This is a genomic window from Streptomyces sp. NPDC000941 (genome assembly GCF_053599555.1).
The window spans coordinates 1-17675 of the sequence record NZ_JBSFMM010000053.1; the positions used below are offsets into that span (position 1 = coordinate 1).

General features: G+C 72.0%; 14 protein-coding genes. 5 read left to right on the top strand and 9 right to left on the bottom strand.

Annotated elements, in window-relative coordinates:
• Positions 1 to 330: 330 nt before the first annotated feature.
• A complete protein-coding gene (locus tag ACWDSL_RS18970) occupies positions 331 to 4929 on the bottom strand; it encodes a glycoside hydrolase family 2 TIM barrel-domain containing protein (RefSeq protein WP_450486746.1) in 4599 nt (1532 codons plus the stop codon).
• A 175-nt stretch (positions 4930 to 5104) separates the two neighbouring features.
• Between ACWDSL_RS18970 and ACWDSL_RS18975 the strand changes: the two genes are divergently transcribed.
• Positions 5105 to 6820, top strand: a complete 1716-nt coding sequence (locus tag ACWDSL_RS18975; RefSeq protein WP_450486837.1) for a GAF domain-containing protein — start codon at positions 5105 to 5107, stop codon at positions 6818 to 6820.
• A 29-nt stretch (positions 6821 to 6849) separates the two neighbouring features.
• On the opposite strand, the gene ACWDSL_RS18980 is transcribed toward ACWDSL_RS18975, so the two are convergent.
• Positions 6850 to 7611, bottom strand: a complete 762-nt coding sequence (locus ACWDSL_RS18980) for a response regulator (protein ID WP_450486748.1) — start codon at positions 7609 to 7611, stop codon at positions 6850 to 6852.
• A 257-nt stretch (positions 7612 to 7868) separates the two neighbouring features.
• Between ACWDSL_RS18980 and ACWDSL_RS18985 the strand changes: the two genes are divergently transcribed.
• Positions 7869 to 8450 (top strand): Rv1733c family protein, encoded by a 582-nt coding sequence (locus ACWDSL_RS18985; RefSeq protein ID WP_450486750.1) that lies wholly within the window; start codon positions 7869 to 7871, stop codon positions 8448 to 8450.
• A 67-nt stretch (positions 8451 to 8517) separates the two neighbouring features.
• Here the strand turns inward: ACWDSL_RS18985 and ACWDSL_RS18990 are convergent, their stop codons facing one another.
• The 7 genes from ACWDSL_RS18990 to ACWDSL_RS19020 all read right to left on the bottom strand — a co-directional run bounded on the left by ACWDSL_RS18990 (position 8518) and on the right by ACWDSL_RS19020 (position 14450).
• Positions 8518 to 9186, bottom strand: a complete 669-nt coding sequence (locus ACWDSL_RS18990; protein WP_450486752.1) for a CBS domain-containing protein — start codon at positions 9184 to 9186, stop codon at positions 8518 to 8520.
• Positions 9187 to 9266: 80 nt separating this feature from the next.
• Positions 9267 to 9965: a pyridoxamine 5'-phosphate oxidase family protein gene (locus ACWDSL_RS18995; RefSeq protein ID WP_450486754.1), complete on the bottom strand. Its 699-nt coding sequence runs from the start codon at positions 9963 to 9965 to the stop codon at positions 9267 to 9269.
• 6 nt (positions 9966 to 9971) lie between these two features.
• Complete coding sequence (locus ACWDSL_RS19000) at positions 9972 to 11054, bottom strand: zinc-dependent alcohol dehydrogenase family protein (protein WP_450486755.1); 1083 nt, start codon at positions 11052 to 11054, stop codon at positions 9972 to 9974.
• Positions 11055 to 11150: 96 nt separating this feature from the next.
• Entirely contained in the window at positions 11151 to 12059 is a 909-nt protein-coding gene (locus ACWDSL_RS19005; RefSeq protein ID WP_450486757.1) for a universal stress protein, read from the bottom strand.
• Between the two features lie 19 nt (positions 12060 to 12078).
• Positions 12079 to 12351 carry an SHOCT domain-containing protein gene (locus ACWDSL_RS19010; RefSeq protein WP_450486759.1) on the bottom strand — a complete coding sequence of 91 codons (273 nt, stop codon included), beginning with the start codon at positions 12349 to 12351 and terminating at the stop codon, positions 12079 to 12081.
• A 12-nt stretch (positions 12352 to 12363) separates the two neighbouring features.
• A complete protein-coding gene (locus ACWDSL_RS19015; protein ID WP_450486761.1) occupies positions 12364 to 13035 on the bottom strand; it encodes a CBS domain-containing protein in 672 nt (223 codons plus the stop codon).
• Positions 13036 to 13178: 143 nt separating this feature from the next.
• Positions 13179 to 14450 (bottom strand): FAD-binding protein, encoded by a 1272-nt coding sequence (locus ACWDSL_RS19020; protein WP_450486763.1) that lies wholly within the window; start codon positions 14448 to 14450, stop codon positions 13179 to 13181.
• A 215-nt stretch (positions 14451 to 14665) separates the two neighbouring features.
• Between ACWDSL_RS19020 and ACWDSL_RS19025 the strand changes: the two genes are divergently transcribed.
• The 3 genes from ACWDSL_RS19025 to ACWDSL_RS19035 all read left to right on the top strand — a co-directional run bounded on the left by ACWDSL_RS19025 (position 14666) and on the right by ACWDSL_RS19035 (position 17674).
• The gene (locus tag ACWDSL_RS19025) at positions 14666 to 15496 is read left to right on the top strand and encodes an MIP/aquaporin family protein (protein ID WP_450486765.1); all 831 of its coding nucleotides are present in this window, start codon (positions 14666 to 14668) and stop codon (positions 15494 to 15496) included.
• A 30-nt stretch (positions 15497 to 15526) separates the two neighbouring features.
• Positions 15527 to 17044 carry a glycerol kinase GlpK gene (gene glpK / locus ACWDSL_RS19030; protein ID WP_450486767.1) on the top strand — a complete coding sequence of 506 codons (1518 nt, stop codon included), beginning with the start codon at positions 15527 to 15529 and terminating at the stop codon, positions 17042 to 17044.
• A gap of 108 nt (positions 17045 to 17152) precedes the next feature.
• Positions 17153 to 17674, top strand: a complete 522-nt coding sequence (locus ACWDSL_RS19035) for a hypothetical protein (protein WP_450486768.1) — start codon at positions 17153 to 17155, stop codon at positions 17672 to 17674.
• Position 17675 lies beyond the last annotated feature (1 nt).

Below are 17675 nucleotides of genomic sequence, written 5' to 3' on the forward strand. Positions count from 1 at the left end.
ACCTCACCCGCGAGCTCTACCACACCCTCACCACCCGACACACCACACAAAACAACCTCACCCAAACAGCTTGACACCAATAGAAGCATCGGCATTCCCGGTCGCCGGGTGCGCGCGCCTTTGGCGCAAAGCGGCGGGCTACGGGTGAGGAGGGGGGCGGCTCCGGTGCGTTGCCGGGTGGCGCGCCGCGGGTGGCGGGCGGTCTGGAGCCCGGACACCCCTGGTGTTTTGAAAGTGCTTGATCTCGAGCAAGTACTCCATCAAGCAGTTTTTTTACCGGGGGTGAGGAAGAGCCGTCCCGGTCCATGGGGTGGGCCGGGACAGCCCGCGTCAGGCCGCGCCGCAGCGCACTGCCGCCGCCCCCCAATCCGCATGGTCGTGGGCGTTCCCGTCGCCTCCGTCGGTGACCCGCAGGCGTAGCACCTGGGCGCCCTCGACCTTGGCCTCGATCGGCACGGCGGCGTCCGCGCCGGTGACGACGTCGCCGCGGTGGACCCGCTCGCCGTCGGCGTAGACCTCGAACGCGACGCTGCCGTCGCCCGCCACCTCGTCGTCCACCCCCGCCTCGGCGGTGAACGTCGAGCAGTTGCCGCCCAGGAAGACCTCCACTGTCGAGTCGGCGTGCACGCCGAGGCCGTGCTCGTAGGTTTTGCCGCCGATGGTGAGCGCCTTGCCGTCGCCGGGGGCGGACTCGCCGTTGCTGCGGTTCCGTTCGATGGGGCCCCAGCCGTTGTCCGCGGTGATGAAGTCGAGCGTGGACACGGAGACCTCGCCGCGCGGCGGGGGAGGGGTGCCGTCGAGGTCGACCGACGCCGAGGCGCTCACGCGCGCCCCGCCGGCCGAGGTCGCGCGGAGCGCGGCGACGGCGGGCCGCAGCCCGTCGGGGGTGTTCTCGCCGCGGGTGATCTTGGCTTGTACGGTCGCGGTCCTGCCCGGAGCGAGGTCGTCGAGCTCGGCGGAACCGGGCTCGGCCGTCCAGCCGTCGGCCGGGTCGAAGGCCGCGGTGACATCGTGCAGCGGGGTGTCGCAGGGGTTGGTGACGGTCAGTTCGGCCGAGGTGGAGCCGCCGGCCGGCACGGTCGTGTCGGTGGCGGTGAGCTCGGCCTCGGGGGCGCAGACGACTGGTCCGCGCGGAGATCCGGTGCCGGCCTCGGCGCGGGTCAGCGGGCGCAGCCGGAGTGTGTAGGCGTACTCCCGTGCCGGCCGCACCTGGTACTGGGGCAGCACGGTGTGGAAGGTCTCGCTCACGCCGCTCACCGCGTGATCCAGGTGCAGGGTGTTGCCGCCGGGGTCCTTCTGGAGGGCGAACGGGTATGCGGCGCGGTCGATGCCGGTGTACGGCGTGACCCCGGCCGAGAAGCCCCCGGAGCCCGAGCCCGAGCCGGAAACCAGCAGACCGCTCTTGCCGTCGGACAGCGACGCCCAGCGGACGTCCTCGTGGTTCCCGTAGTCCTGCGGCCTGGTGTACCCCGCGAACTGCTCGTCCACGTCCGTCGAGTACACCCCCACCGGGGCGCCGTCCTCGCGGTCGTTGTAGTTCTCCTGCGGCCCGCGCCCGTACCAGGTGAACGTGTCGTACCGCTCGGGCAGCCGCAGCGAGAGCCCGATGCGGGGCAGGTAGGGCACCGTGCGCGCCTTGCCCCGCGCCTCGACGCGGTGGTCCAGGCGCAGCTCCCCGGTGCCGCTGACCGTGTACCGGAGGGTCTGCGCGAAGGAGGAGTCCTCGGTGCCGGGCGCTGCGGCCGAGGAAGGCACGGTGACGGTGACCTCGCCGCCCCGCTCGGCGACCGTGACCTTGCCCGGCTCGGTCCGGAGCCGGTCCAGGCCCGCCTCGCGCCACGGTCCTTCCTCGGAGCCGATCTCATTGCTGACCGGGGCGCGCCAGGCGTCGAGTTCGGGGCCGGAGGTGAGCAGTTCCCGGCCGTCGGCCCGCATCGAGACCAGCTCACCGCTCGCGTGGTCGAACCCGTACGAGAAGTCCTTCCCGGTGACGGTGATCCGGCCGTCGGCCGTGCTGGTGGTCAGTCTGCCGGGCACCGTGGCGGGTGTGGTGCCCGCGAGCTGCGCGCCGCCGATGTCGAACTGCTCGACCGCGACGCGGTGCCCGGCCTTCGCCCAGGCGGTGTCCTCGGCCAGCACCGCCTCCACGGTGAGCTGCCGGTCGGCGTCCTTGGGGTTGGCGGGCGGCTTCGGGAGCCGGATGCGCTGTCGCTCGGCGGGGTCGAGGTCGATGGAGCGGGTCCCGTGGGCCAGGGTCCTGGCCCCCTCGGTGATTCGCCAGCGCAGCCGCAGGTCGTCGGTGCCGGTGAAGGAGCGCTCGTTCAGCACGTCGATCCGCCCCGCGGCGGCCTCGGGGCCGGAGATCCGGACCGGGGCGTGGACCGCGGCCATGGTGCGGGCCTCGGGCTGTACGGTGCGGTCGGAGGAGACCACGCCGTCGACCCCGCCGGTTCCGGATCCGTAGGACAGGAACTCCCCCTTGTGGTCGAGCCGGTCGAAGTCGAGCGCGAGCACTGCTTCCGAGCTGGGGTCGGCGGCGAGCCGGTCGGGGCTCAGCGCCTTGTGGTAGACGCGGACCTGGTCGACCGTGCCGTGTGCCATGCGGCTGCGGATGTTCTCCTGGTCGGTCTCCGGGTTGCGGCCGATGTTCACCGGCTGGGCGGAGTAGGTGACCTTTCCGCTCCAGTCGGCGGCGGCGGCCCGTTCGCCGTCGATGTAGAGCGTCAGCGCCGAGCCGTCGAAGGTGCCGGATACGCGGTGCCAGGAGCCGTACCAGTCCTCGGGGACATCGGCCGCGACGGTGTGCCACTCCCCGTCCCCGTAGACGAAGAACTCCAGGGTGTCCTTGTCGCGCATCTTGAGGGCGTAGCTGTGGTCGCCCTTCGCGATCACGGTGAAGGCACCGGTCCAGCCGGCGGGTTTCACCCGGGCGTCCAGGGTGAGCCCGTCCGACACCGCGTCCAGCTTCGGATCGCGGTAGACCTCGACGAAGTCGTCGAGCCCGGACAGCTTCAGCGCCTTGCCCCGGTACCCCGCCACCAGGTCCGGCTTTCCGGAGACGTAGGACAGGATGTCGTTGCCGGAGGAGTCGGGGGTGGTGAGCAGCGGCTGGGCGATGTTCTGTTCCGCCCAGTCCCAGATGTAGCCGCCCTGGACCTGGGGGTATTTGCGGACGACGTCCCAGAACTCCCGGAAGTTGCCGAGCGAGTTGCCCATGGCGTGGGCGTACTCGCCCATGATGATGGGCTTGGTGGTGGCCTTGGCCTTCTCCTCCAGACCCGCGGGGGAGGGGTAGCGCGGCCCCCAGACATCGGCGAACGGGGCGTCGCCGTCAGGGTTGTTGGGCTGGTGGTAGACCGGGCGGGCGGGGTCCTCACGGTCCAGGAACTCGGCCATCGCGTAGTGGGCCTTGCCCAGGCCCGCCTCGTTGCCGGTGTCCCACATCAGGACGCTGGGGTGGTTCTTGTCCCGCTCGTACATCGCGGTCAGCCGGTCCAGGAACGCCTTCTGCCACTCGGGCCGGTCGGCCAGGCAGTCGTCGGGGCAGCCGTCGTGGTGGTGGGTCTCGATGTCGACCTCGTCGTCGATCCACAGTCCGCGCGCGTCGGCCAGCTCGTACAGATACGGATCGGACGGGTAGTGCGAGGTGCGGATGGAGTTGATGTTGAGCTGTTTCATCAGGGAGACGTCGGAGGCGGTGCGCTCCCTGGTGGCGTGACGGCCGGTCTTCGGATCGGTCTCGGCGCGGTTGACGCCCTTGATGAGGATGCGTTGGCCGTTGACGAGAAGCTGCTTGTCCTTGATCTCTGTCTCGCGGAAGCCGACCGGCTGGGCGGTGGTGTGGGTGACCCGGCCGTCGGCGCCGTGGAGTTGGACGACGAGGGTGTAGAGGTTCGGCGTCTCGTCGGTCCACTTGTCCGGGTCGGACACCTGGGCGCTGAGGGTTGCTGATGCGGTGCCGCCGCCGGGATCGACCGTTCCCGACATCGTTGTCACCTTGCGTCCGAGTCGGTCGTACAGCGTCCCGGTGACCTTCTGCTCACCCACGCCGTCCGCTTGGCCGTCCGCGCTCTTGGCGGCGACGTCGACCCGGGCGGTCAGCCGGGCGTCTCGGTAGGCGGCGTCCAGGTCGGTCTTGATGGTGACGTCACGCAGATGGGTCGCCGGGGTGGAGTACAAGCCGACCGAGCGGAAGATGCCGGCGAAGCGCCACTGGTCGTAGTCCTCCATATGGGCTCCCGAGCCCCAGCGGTGCACCTGCACCGCGACCGTGTTCCGGCCCGGGTGAAGCCGCTCGCTGATGTCGAACTCGGCAGGTGTGTAGCCGCCCTGGTCGTACCCGGCGTACGAGCCGTTGACCCAGACCAGATAGCCGCTGGTGACGCCCTCGAACCGGAGGAATGTGCGCCGTTTCTCCCAGCTCTTGGGCAGCTCGAAGGTCTTGACGTAGGCGCCGGTGGGGTTGACGTCGTGCGGCACCTTCGGAGGGTCGTCCGGGTACATCTCGGTGGGGATGTTGCGGAACACGGGGTGGTCCAGGCCGTCCGTCTGCCAGGTGTGCGGCACGCTCACGCTGCGCCAGCCCGCCCCCGAGGTGTCGTGGCCCTCGGCGAAGAAGTCCTTCGGGACATCTTCGGGGCGATCGGACATATGGATCTTCCAGGAGCCGTCGAGCGACTTGGTCCAGGGGGTGTCCTGGTCGCCCTTGAGTGCGCCCGCGGTGTTGTCGTACGGCGTCAGCGGCGCGTGGGCCGGCTCCTGCCCGACCGCGGTGACCTCGGGGTCCTCAAGGAGCTTGTACACGTCCGCGGGCGGCGCCGAGGGGCTTGCCGTCGCGGCGGGGGCGGGGGCCACCAGCGTTCCGGCCAGGGCCAGCGGGATCAGTCGGGAGAGAAGGCGGAAGCTGCGTAGGAATCTGGGCAGGGGCATCGGCGGCCCACCCTTCTTTGATGCCGATGTTCAGCCGGTATACGGGGCTTGCCGAACCAATCCGAAATCAACAGGGCCGAACATTAGCCAACGCGCCCTTTCGCGCCAAGACTCCGGACAGCATTCACTGCCCGCGGTGCGCGGCTACGGTAAGGAGAGGGAGGCACCGGTGGGCATGGGCAGCGCGAAGAGCGCCAGGAATCTGCCTCGGCTGCAGCTCGACGAGTTGCTGGACGAGCTGCAGCTGCGCATCGACGCGGTGCGGGGGACACCGGACCGGGTGCACAGCCTGCTGGAGGCCGTGCTCTCGGTCGGCCGGGAGCTGGATCTGCCGCACGTGCTGCGGCGGATCGTCGAGGCGGCCGTGGTGCTGGTGGACGCCGAGTTCGGCGCCCTGGGCGTGATTGGCGAGGACCGGCGGCTCGCGGAGTTTCTGACCGTGGGCGTCGACGAGGAGCAGACCGCGGCGATCGGGGCGCTGCCGTGCGGCCACGGCATTCTGGGCGAGCTCATCCGCCACCCCGAGCCGCTGCGGCTGGCCGAGCTGTCCGAGCACCCGGCCTCGTACGGCTTTCCGGCGGGGCATCCGCCCATGCACTCGTTCCTGGGGGTGCCCATCCGGGTGCGGGACGAGGTCTTCGGCAATCTGTATCTGACGGAGAAGCGCAGCGGTGCGGAGTTCGACGGCGAGGACGAGACGGTGCTTTCCACCCTCGCCGTGGCGGCCGGCGTGGCCATCGAGAACGCCCGGCTGTACGAGGAGGCCAGGCACCGTCAGCGCTGGCTGGAGGCGAACGCGGAGGTCATGCAGGGCCTGCTGTCCGGGGTGGACGAGACCCGGGTGCTCGGGCTGATCGTCGGACATGCCCGGCACCTCCTCGCGGCCGACCTGGGGGTGCTCGCGCTGCCGGTCGAGGGGACCGCCGACCTCCAGATGGCGCTCGCGGACGGCACCGACGCCGAGGCGCACCGCGGTCTGGTGCTGCCCTGCCGTGGCTCGTTCGCCGGCGCCGCCTTCCTCGCGTCCGAGGCCGTCACCAGCGTCGATGTCGAGAACGACCCACGGATCACGCTGGGCCCCACGCGCTGGACGGGCCTCGGCCCGGCGGTGGCGGTCCCGATGCGGACCGGCGAGGGGGTCCAGGGGGTGCTGTCGCTGGCCCGGGCGGCGGGCAGTGCGCCCTTCACCCCGGTGGAGACGGATATGCTGCTCGGCTTCGCCGGTCAGGCGGCGATCGCCATGAAGCTGGCCGAGCGGCGGCGCGACGCCGAGCAGTTGGCGCTGTTGGAGGACCGCGACCGGATCGCCCGCGATCTGCACGACCTGGCCATCCAGCGGCTGTTCGCCGCGGGGATGTCGCTGCAGTCCACCATGCGCTTCGTGCACCACCCGGAGGGCTCCGAGCGGCTGTTGCGGGTGGTGGACGACCTGGACGACACCATCAAGATCATTCGATCGACGATCTTCGGTCTCCGCTCGCACGAGGCGGGCCCGGCCGCCCAGGGGCTTCGGGTGCGTACGGCCAGGACGGTCGAGGAGGCCGTGCCCGCGCTGGGGTTCACGCCCTCGCTGCGTACGGAGGGGCTGGTCGACACCGATGTGCCGTACGAGATCGCGGACGACGTGGTCGCGGTCCTGGCCGAGGCGCTGTCCAATATCGCCCGCCATGCGCGCGCCGATGGCGCGGAGATCTCCCTGGTCGTCGGGTCCGGCCGGCTGAGCCTCACGATCACCGACGACGGGGTGGGCATTCCGGCGGGCGGGCGGCGGAGCGGGCTGCGGAACCTCGGCGAGCGCGCCGCACAGCGCGGCGGTGAACTGGCGCTTGAGGTGCCGCGGGGCGGCGGCACGCGGCTGGTGTGGAGCGTTCCGCTGCGGCAGGAAGCCTGACGGCGTTCAGAGGGCGGCTGCGGACGGCGTCAGGGGGCGGAGTCCGGCCGGGGGGAGTGGCCGCCGGGGTGCCGCGGTTCCGCATGGGTGGCGATCACCGCCGCCTGGACGCGGCGTTCGACGCCGAGCTTGGACAACAGACGGGAGATGTGGTTCTTCACCGTCTTCTCGGACAGATAGAGCCGCTTGCCGATCTCCCGGTTCGTCATCCCCTCGCCGATCAGGGTCAGGATCTCCCGCTCCCGGGTGGAGAGCCCGGCCAGCGACTCGTCACGCGGCTGCGGCCCGGCGCTCTCCCCGCGCAGGGCGCTCATCAGCCGGGTGGTGGTCGCCGGGTCGAGCATCGACTGGCCGGACGCGACCGTGCGTACGGCGGAGACCAGGTCGGAGCCCTTGATCTGCTTGAGGACATACCCCGCGGCCCCCGCCATGATCGCGTCCAGCAGCGCATCGTCGTCGTCGAACGACGTCAGCATCAGACAGGCCAGCTCGGGCATGGTGGACCGCAGTTCGCGGCAGACGGCGACCCCGTTCCCGTCCGGCAGCCGCACGTCCAGGATCGCGACATCGGGCCGCAGCGCGGGGCCCCGGGCGAGCGCCTGGGCGACGGTTCCGGCGTCGCCGACCACCTCGATGTCCGGCTCGGCGTCGAGGAGGTCGTGCAGCCCGCGCCGTACGACCTCGTGGTCGTCCAGCAGGAACACCCTGATCGGGCTGCTTGCGCTGCTCGGGGTGGTGGCGCTGCTCGGACTGCTCGGAGTCGACGGGGTGTGGTGTGGTGAGTCGGTCATGGCGGCCTTCCGTCCGCACGGCTGTCGTGGCCCGGCCCTCTGATACCGATCATGGCGCGCCCCGGGAGTCCGCGCCAGGGCCGAACGGGTCCCGCGGTCCCCGCGGTCGGGCGGCGGGGCCGATGGTCCCCACCGCCGGGTCTGCCCGGCCCTCGCCCTTGCGGCCCGCGCGTGGCAAGGTCGACACAGGGAGCCCTTGCGCTGCCGGGCGGGTTTCCGCCGAGCAGCACGCGACAGCACCGACAGGGGGTGCGGCGATGAGCGCGAAGGCGCGGGGGCGGCTGTGGTGGAGATGGCGGCGCAACCCGCTCAAGCGGCGTTCGGACGTCGTGGAGGCGTGGGTCGCGCTGGTGGCCGGCCTGGTGATGGCGGTCGGCGGCACGACAGCCGGTGTGGTCACCGCCGCCGCCGTGGAGCAGCCCCTGCAGGCGCAGCGCGCCGAGCGGCACAGCGTCCCGGCGCGGCTGCTGGAGGACGCCCCCGCCGCGACGCCCCGCGCCGACGGCAGCAGGGCCGACCGCGTCCCCGCCAAGGTGCGCTGGAAGGCGCCCGACGGCACGGTCCACACCGGTGTCGCTCAGGTACGCGAGGGGCGCGCGGCGGGCGCGTCGACCGTGGTGTGGATCGACGCGCGCGGCCGACTGGTCCACGAGCCGCTGACCCAGCAGGAGGCCGAGAGCCGGGCGGCGCTGACCGGCGCCACGGCGGCCACCGGCGTATGCCTGGTGACCCTGGCCGGCCGGCGCGTCGTACGGTGGCGGCTGGACCGCGGCCGTGCCGCGCAGTGGGAGCGGGCCTGGGCCGAGGTCGAGCCGCGCTGGAGCAGCCGCGGCGGCTGAGCCGCCGCGGCCACCGGCTACCGGCGGGCAGGCCACGACGGTACGTCGGCGGCCGGGGCCGTGGCGGTCACGACGGCCGGGTGACGTGGTGGACGGCGGTCAGCCGGTTGTCGAAGTCGACCACGCCCTCGACCGAGCGGATCAGCCGCGCCGCCGCGGGGATCAGGGCGGCGTCTCTGACCTGGCCGGTGAGGGTGACCACGCCCTCCCGCACGCTCACCAGCACCGGCTGCCCCGCCGAGGCCGGGAAGAGATACGACACGACCTCGCGCCGCACTTCCTCCTCGATGTCCTCGTCCGCGCGCAGAAACACCTTCAGCAGATCGGCACGGCTGACGATGCCCTCCAGCCGACCCTCGTCGTCGACCACGGGCAGCCGCTTGACGCGCCGGTGGGTCATGATCCGGGCGGTCTCGGCCAAGGTCGCGTTCGCGTGCACCGTAATGGCGGGTGCGGTCATCAGCTCCTCGGCGGTCACCGCGCCCGCCTTCACGATGTCCGGCAGGTCGCGCAGTTGGCCGAGCCGGGTCGGATCGCTGTCCCGGAACTCCTCCTTGGGCAGCAGATCGGCCTCCGAGACCACACCGATCACCCGCCCCTCGCCCTCCAGGACCGGCAGGGCGCTCACCTTCCACTGCTCCAGCGTCTTCACGATCTCCTTGAACGGGGCCTCGCGGCCGACGGCGACGACGGTATGAGTCATCACATCACTCACGATGTGCGAGGTCCGATGCACCGGGACCTCCTTCCTTGCCTCGGCGGCGGGCTGCGCCGCAATGGCAGGCGGCGGCTCCGCCGCGGTGTCCAGCCCCGTGCTCAGCGCACGCGGATCCGGCGCCCCGTGACGCGGGTGGGGTCGATGCGCAGCCACAGGTCGCGGCTGCCACCCGGCCAGGGTTTGCCGTACGCGCGGCCGGCCAGGTGCTGTACCGCCTTCAGGTCGGTGACCCGCCGCGCCCGCCCCACCACGAGCACGCTCCAGCCCTCCCTGAGCGCCTCGTCGATATGGTCCACCTCGAAGGCGACCTCGGACCCCGCGGCGGCGGCCGGGGAGGCTTCCGGAGCGGTGCGGAAGATCACCGCGTCGTCCACGACGCTGTAGTTGACCGGGAGGATGGTCGGCCCCCGGGAGGTGGACACCGAGATCCTGCCCACGCCATGGGCCGAGAGCCGGTCGTAGCACTCCCGGGGGCTCAGCTCCACCAGGTCCGGGTGCTCGGGTTCCCGGCCGGGGCCCGGGCCGGGCGGCCCGGCCGCACCTCGGCCCTGGAGTTCGACAGCGGTGGTGTCCAGGGCCGCGGCCAGCCGCAGCAGGAAGCCCGGGTCGGGGGTGGTGGGAGATTCCTCCAGATGCTTCACATAGTCCGGCGCCGTGCCCGCCCGCGCGGCCACCTCCTCCCGGCTCAACCCCAGCCGCTCGCGCCGCTGGGCCACGCGCCGTCCGACGTCACCGCCGCTGCCGCCGCCGACGGCCGGCCGTGAGGTGGCCGGGTCCCGTCCTGCTGGTTCGGACATGTCCGATCACTTCTCTCCGTTCGTCCCGGTGGGCACCAGCGGCCTGGTGGGCACCCCGAGCGCGACCTTGAGCGCACCGGTGTCGGCCGCCCGCGAGAAGACGTCGTACGCCTCCTCCATCTGGTCGAGTTCGAAGGTGTGGGTGATGAGCGACGCCGCGGCGGGCAGCCGTCCGGTGGTCAGCATGGACAGCAGCGTGGGCGTGGTGCGGGTGTCGACGAGACCGGTGGTGATCGTCAGATTCCGCATCCACAGGTCCTCCAGATGCAGTGTCACGGGCCGTCCGTGCACGCCGATGTTGGCGATCCGCCCGCCGGGCCGCGCCATGCGCGTGCACGCCTCGAAGCTCTCGGGGGTGCCCACCGCCTCGATCACCACATCGGCGCCGAGGCCTCCGGTGAGGTCGTCGACCAGCGGCTCGGGTCCCTCCGTGGTCTGCACCACCGCATCGGCGCCCAGCCGCTTGGCCGCCTCGAGCCGGCTGGACAGCAGATCGACGGCGATGATCCGGGCGGGGGAGAAGAGCTCCGCGGTGGCGATCGCGGCGAGCCCGACCGGCCCGGTGCCGACGACCGCGACCGTGTCCCCGGGCCGCACCCCCGCGTTCAACACCCCCACCTCGTAGGCGGTGGGGAAGACATCGGCCAGCAGCACGGCTTCGAGGGTGTCGGCCGCGCCGGTCAGCGGGTGCAGGGACAGATCGGCGAAGGGCACCCGGACGTACTCGGCCTGGGCGCCGTCGATCAGCCGCCCCAGGACCCAGCCCCCGCCGCCGTGGCACTGACCGTATGCCTGCTCCCGGCAGAACCGGCAGCGGCCGCACGGCGAGATGCAGGAGACCAGCACCCGGTCCCCGGGGCGTACGGTGCGTACGTCGTCGCCGGTCTCGACGACCTCGCCGACGGCCTCGTGGCCGAGGACCGTACCGGGCCGGACGTCCGGCACATTGCCGCTGAGAATATGCAGATCGGTGCCGCAGATGGTGGTGGTGTCGACACGGACGATCGCGTCGGCGGGCTCCTGGAGGCCGGGGTCGGGAACGTCCTCCCAGGAGGGACGCCCGGGTCCGTGGAAGACGAGTGCTTTCATAACCGCTTCCCCTCGGATATGCCCCCTAAGTCTTGATATACCCAATTGTCCCCGCTGGGCACGTACCGTGCATGGGCTCTCCCGCCCCGGTCGGCCTCACTCGGGCCGGTCGATCGGGACGAGCACCACCGGGCAGTGGGAGTGGTGCAGCACCGCATGGGTGACCGGGCCGAGCTGCATGCCAAGACGGGCCGGGCGGCGGTGGACGGGCAGGACCACGACGTCCGCCGCGCGCGAGGCCTCCACCAGGGCGGGCGCCGGGGCGCCGTGGGTCGTGTGCTCCCGCACCCGCACCTGCTCGAACTCCTCGCCCAGCGCCGCGACCACCTGGTGCGCGCCCGTCTGCTCCCGCTCGGCCCGCGCCGCCGGATCCTCCTGCGAGGGCAGCGGATGATCGCCGCCGAACAGCTGCGAGCGCGCCCCCGCGTACAGCACACGCAGCCGCGCGCTGCGGCGCACCGCCTCCTCGAACGCGTACCGCGCCGCGGCCTCGTCGGTGTCCGTCTCGACCCCGACCAGGACCTTGCCGTGGCCCTCGGGCCCGTACGCGGCCGGGATGTCGCCCCGCACCACCAGCAGCGGGCGCGAGGTGTGCGCGGCCAGCCGCAGCCCGACCGAGCCGAGCAACAGCCCGGTGAAGCCCCCCAGGCCGCGGGTGCCGATGACGGTCAGCGCCGCGTCCTTGCCGATGCGCAGCAGCTCCGGCACCGCGTCCTGTGCCGTGAGGGTGGGCACCACCCGCAGCTCCGGGGCCTGCTCGGCGACCCGCGCCACCGCCAGCCGCAGCACCGTTCTGGCGATCTCCACCGGGGTCTGCGCCTCGGAGACCACGCCGAAGGCGACCGGGTCGGTCTGCGCCCACGGCCAGGCGTGCACGATCTCCAGCGTCGACTGGCGGCGCCGGGCCTCGCCGATCGCTCGGTCCAGCGCGACCCACGCGCTGTCGGAGCCGTCCAAGCCCACGACGACCCGGCCGTTGAGCGGTGAGGTGCCGGAACGCATCATGGGTCGCGACCTCCCGTCCTCACCCGGGCCCGGCCTGGGGCGGCGGGGTCCGCCCGCGCAGAACGGCCAGCCGGGTCCGGTACTCGTCCTCGTCGATCTCGCCGCGGGCGAACCGCTCGGAGAGCACCCGTTCCGCCGGGGACCAGGGGATGCGCAGACCGTGCAGGCCGTGCTCCGCCTGCCGGAACAGGGCCACCGCCACCAGGGCCACCAGGGCCCACAGCGCGAGCGTGATCAGGGCCAGCAGGGTGTAGCCCCAGCCGCTCGCCGCGTGGTCGTACCACCAGTACATGCCGGACCTCCTTCACCTGCTCGAGCCCGGCCCGCCGTTCCGCCCCCGCCCCCGGTCCGTCGCCTGGCTCTGGTCCGCCGCGGGTGCGCCGCTGAGCGGTGCCGCGTCGTCGACGCGGTAGGTGAGGCGGTCGACGACGGCCACCACCCCGTCCACCTGGCCGGTCATCCGCACCGCGATGGGCACCTCGCTGTGCCGCTCCAGCTGCCCCTCCAGCCGCACCACCCCGTCGGTCACCGTGACGTCGACGGCGTGCGGCAGCAGCCACAGGGAGCGGACCAGCACCTCGTCGATCACCTCGGCGCGGATCTCGTGGTCCGGGCGGAGGAAGACCCCCAGCAGATCGCGCCGGGTGACGATGCCGATCAGCCGGTCCTCCTCGTCGATCACCGGCAGCCGCTCCACACCGTGCCGCGCCATGGTCCGCGCGGCGTCGACCACGCTGTCCTGCGGGCGCACGGTGATCGCGGGCCGCGACATCAGCTGCCCGGCGGTTCGGGCGGCCGACCCGGCTCGTAGATCGGCCCCCGAGACCACGCCGACGACCTTCTCGTCCTCGTCCACCACGGGCAGCCCGCCGATGCGATACCGCGCGAGCAGTTCCGTGACCTCGTGGGGCGAGGCACCGGAGCCGACCCGTACGACCTCGTCGGTCATCACATTGCCGATCTTGCGGTGCTTCATCGCGGGCTCCTTCTCCGCCCTGTACGACCAGCCTCCCGCGGCGGGACCCCGGGCCACATGGGCTGCCCGGGGTCCCGCGAAGGACCTTCGGCCCAGTACCGACAGGCCCTCGTCACCCGGTCTCTCGTCACCCGGGCCCCTCGTCACCCGACCGGGAAGAGCCGGTCCAGGTACGGATTGCGGAACTTCCCCGCCGGGTCGTACTCGCGCAGCAACCGCCCGAAGTCCGCGGCCCGTTCATAGCCTGCCACCACGTCCCCGGGCGCGGCCGCGGTCAGCTTGCCCCAGTGCGGGCGCGCCCCCAGCGGCAGCAGCTCCTCCTCCATCGCGGCGACGACCTCCAGCACCGCCGCGCGGTCCGGCGCCCAGGTGAAGTGGAGGGCGACGCTGTCACGGCCGTACGCCGGGCTCAGCCACAGGTCGTCGGCGGCGATCGTACGGACCTCGGACACCAGCACCACCGGTGCGATCCGGGAGCCCAGCCGGCGCAGCGCCGCGAAGGCCTCGGGCGCCGCGTCGCGCGGGAGGATGAGCTCCGACTGCAGCTCCTCGCCGCTGCTGGGCGTGAAGTCCGGCCGGAAGTGCGGCAGCCGCTCATGCCACGGTCCGGGCACGCCCGCCTGTCGGGTGCAGTGCGCGGGCGGCATACCGGGCACCGGGTGGCGTGGGCCGTCGGCCGGGCGGGCGCCCAGCCAGGGCTGGTCCGGCCGGGGCGGACCGGGCCGGTCGGCGCGGCACTTGAGCCACACCACCCCGTCCCCGGAGTGCCAGTCGGTGAACACGCTCACGCTGTACGCGGCGCCGGACACCTCGTCGAACCGGTCGGCCAGCCGGTCCAGGGGCAGCCCGTCGTAGACCCACTGCGCCACCTCGTACGTCGGCTCGATGTCCAGGGTGACGCCGGTGACGATGCCAAGGCCGCCCAGCGAGACCACCGCCCCGGCCAGCCGGTCCCCGTCCGCCTCCTGGCTCAGCCGCGTCAGGTCCCCCTCCGGGCCGACGATCTCAAGCCCCGCCACCGCCGCCGCGAGGCTGCGCTGTGCGTTGCCGGAGCCGTGGGTGCCGGTCGCGCAGGCCCCCGCGACCGTGATGTGCGGCAGCGAGGCGAGGTTGGCCAGCGCGTACCCGGCCGACTGCAGGGCCTCGGCGACCTGCGCGTACCGCATGCCCGCGGCGACGGTCACCCGCGAGCCGTCGGGGTCGATCTCGACCCGGTGCGGCAGCCGGTCGAGGCGGATCAGATCGCCGCTGGTGTCGGCTATGTGATTGAAGGAGTGGCCGGTGCCGAGCGCGCGGACGCGTTCGGCGGAGCCGACGATCCGTCGCAGCTCGGCGACCGAGGCCGGGTGGTGCACCCGCGCCGCGCCGAAGGTGATGTTGCCGGCCCAGTTCGTGGGGGCTGCGCTTGTCGGCATCCGCGTTCCTGATCCTGTCTCACGAAAGTGTTCGGAGTGTTCAGCTCCGGTGAAAGTGATCGGCCGCAGAGGCGGCCACGACCGTAGTACAGGGCCGCCCACCTCCCCGTACAGCCCTGAGTGCCGTGACGTTGCCCCGATCGGCCCAGCTGCGCGAGCCGACGGGACCCGGCCCGTCCACGATGGTCGTCAAAGCGCCGGAGACGGGTGGCCCCATGAGCGAGCAGAAGCGTGTTGCGCACAGGACGGGGCTGATCGGCGAGCTGTCCGCGGAGTTCGTCGGCACCATGGTGCTCATCCTCTTCGGCTGCGGTGTTGTCGCACAGGTCGTCGCGGGCGGGCTCGGCGACCACGACAGCATCGCCTGGGCCTGGGGGCTCGGCGTCACGTTCGGCGTGTATGTCGCGGCCCGGCTCAGCGGCGGCCACCTCAACCCCGCCGTCACCCTCTCCCTGGCGGCGTTCAAGGGCTTCCCGTGGAACAAGGTCCTGCCGTACGCGGTCGCGCAGACCGCCGGGGCGTTCGTGGCGGCCCTGCTGGTGCGCTGGAACTACACCGAAGTGCTGGCCAAGGCCGATCCGGGGCACACCCTGAAAACCCAGTTCGTCTTCTCCACCCTGCCCGGCAACGGTGTGCTTCCGGTCAGCGAGTGGGGTGCGCTGCGCGACCAGGTCATCGGCACCGCGATCCTGATGCTGCTCGTCTTCGCGGTCACCGATCTGCTGAACACGCCCCCGGGCGCCAACCTCGCCGCCGTCGTCATCGGGCTCATCGTGGTCGCCATCGGCATGGCCTGGGGCACCGACGCGGGTTACGCCATCAACCCGGCCCGTGACTTCGGCCCGCGCCTCGCCAGCTTCATCACCGGCTATGGCACCGCCTGGCGGGATCAGTACGGAAACTTCTACTTCTGGGTGCCCATCATCGGCCCTCTTGTCGGCGGTCTGGTCGGCGCGGCGCTCTACCGGATCCTGGTCAGCCCCTTCCTCCCGGTGCTGGGGCCCGGGCCGCAGGAGGTGGGCCAGACCCCGTCCCCCGAGACCTGAGCCGAACCACGATTCACGAGAGGCGGCAGGATGCCGGAATTCGTCGGTGCGGTGGACCAGGGAACCACCAGCACCCGTTTTATGATCTTCGACCACGACGGTGCGGAAGTGGCGAAGTACCAGCTGGAACACCGCCAGATCCTGCCGCGCTCCGGATGGGTCGAACACGACCCGGTGGAGATCTGGGAGCGCACCAACTCGGTCATCCAGAACGCGATCCGGGCCAGCGGATTGGCCCCCACCGACCTGGCCGCGATCGGCATCACCAATCAGCGGGAGACCACCGTCGTCTGGGATCCGCGCAACGGGATGCCGTACTACAACGCCATCGTCTGGCAGGACACCCGCACCGACACCATCGCCGCCGCCCTGGAGCGCGACGGCCGCGGCGAGGTCATCCGCCGCAAGGCCGGTCTGCCGCCGGCCACCTACTTCTCCGGCGCGAAGATCCAATGGATCCTCGAGAACGTCGACGGTGTCCGCGAGGCCGCCGAGCGCGGCCACGCCCTCTTCGGGAACACCGACAGCTGGGTGCTGTGGAACCTCACCGGCGGCCCCGGCGGCGGCGTCCACGCCACCGATGTGACCAATGCCAGCCGCACCATGCTGATGAACCTGGAGACCCTGGACTGGGACGACGAGCTGCTGGAGATCTTCGGCGTACCCCGGGCGATGCTGCCGACGATCAACCCCTCGGCCCACCCCGAGGCGTTCGGCCACACCCGCACCACCCGCCCGCTGAGCACCGCCATCCCCGTCACCGGTGTGCTCGGCGACCAGCAGGCGGCCACCGTGGGCCAGGTCTGCTTCGCGCCCGGTGAGGCGAAGAACACCTACGGCACCGGAAACTTCCTGCTGCTCAACACGGGCACCGAAGTCGTCCGTTCCCACAACGGGCTGCTCACCACCGTGGCGTACCGGTTCGGCGACGGCCCCACCGTCTACGCCCTGGAGGGCTCCATCGCGGTGACCGGCTCGGCCGTGCAGTGGCTGCGCGACCAGCTGAAGGTCATCGACGACGCGGCCGCGAGCGAGCGACTGGCCCGCACGGTCGAGGACAGCGGCGGGATCTACTTCGTCCCGGCCTTCTCCGGGCTGTTCGCCCCGTACTGGCGCTCCGACGCGCGCGGCGCGATCGTCGGCCTGTCCCGCTACCACAGCGGCGGCCATCTGGCGCGGGCCACGCTGGAGGCCATCTGCTACCAGAGCCGGGACGTGGTGGAGGCCATGGACCAGGATTCCGGTGTCCACCTCGATGTGCTCAAGGTGGACGGCGGGGTCACCGCGAACGACCTGTGCATGCAGATCCAGGCCGATGTCCTCGGCGTCCCGGTCAGCCGCCCCCGAATCGCCGAGACCACCGCGCTGGGCGCCGCCTACGCCGCGGGCCTGGCCACCGGGTTCTGGCGTGACACCGACGAGCTGCGCTCGCATTGGCAGGAGTCCAGGCGGTGGGAACCGCAGTGGAGCCGGGAGCGGCGGGAAGAGGGCTACGCGGGCTGGAAACGGGCCGTGGAACGCACGCTTGACTGGGTGAAGGTTCAATAACCCACCTTGCTCCGGAGTGTCCCCACGCCGCGATCCGCTGGGTCGGATGCACCATACTGGGTCATATGACCATATAGTGCGCTCACCCGACAGGGGAGGTATGAGCGGATGACGAACAACGGCCAGGTGGCGCTCGCCTTCACCAGCGGCTATCTCCTCGGGCGCGGCCACCGGATGCGGTCGGCGCTCGCCCTCGCCGGCCTGACCGCCGGCAGGCGGTTTGTATCGGGCGGCGGCGTGCCGGGTCCGGCCCAGGGGACACCCTCCGAGCTCGGCAAACTCGGCCACGAGGTCCGCGACCAACTGGTGGCCGCGGGGCGCTCGGCGGCCATGTCGGCGGCCAGCCACCGCATCGACGCGCTGAGTGACCGGCTGGAGCACCGCGCCGAGGCGCTGCGCTCCGGCGACGGCCACAAGGGAACCAAGGAGTCCAAGGAGTCCGAGGAGGCCGAGGAGGCCGAGGAGCCCAAGGCCAAGGAGTCCAGGGAAACGGGCGAGTCCAAGGAAACGGACGAGGCCAAGGGGACCAGGGAAACCGGTGAGGCCAGGCGCAAGAGGACGACCGACCGTCCGGAGCGGCCCAGGAAGAAGGTCGGTGCCGGAGGGTCCGAGCGGCGAAGCCGAGGGTGAG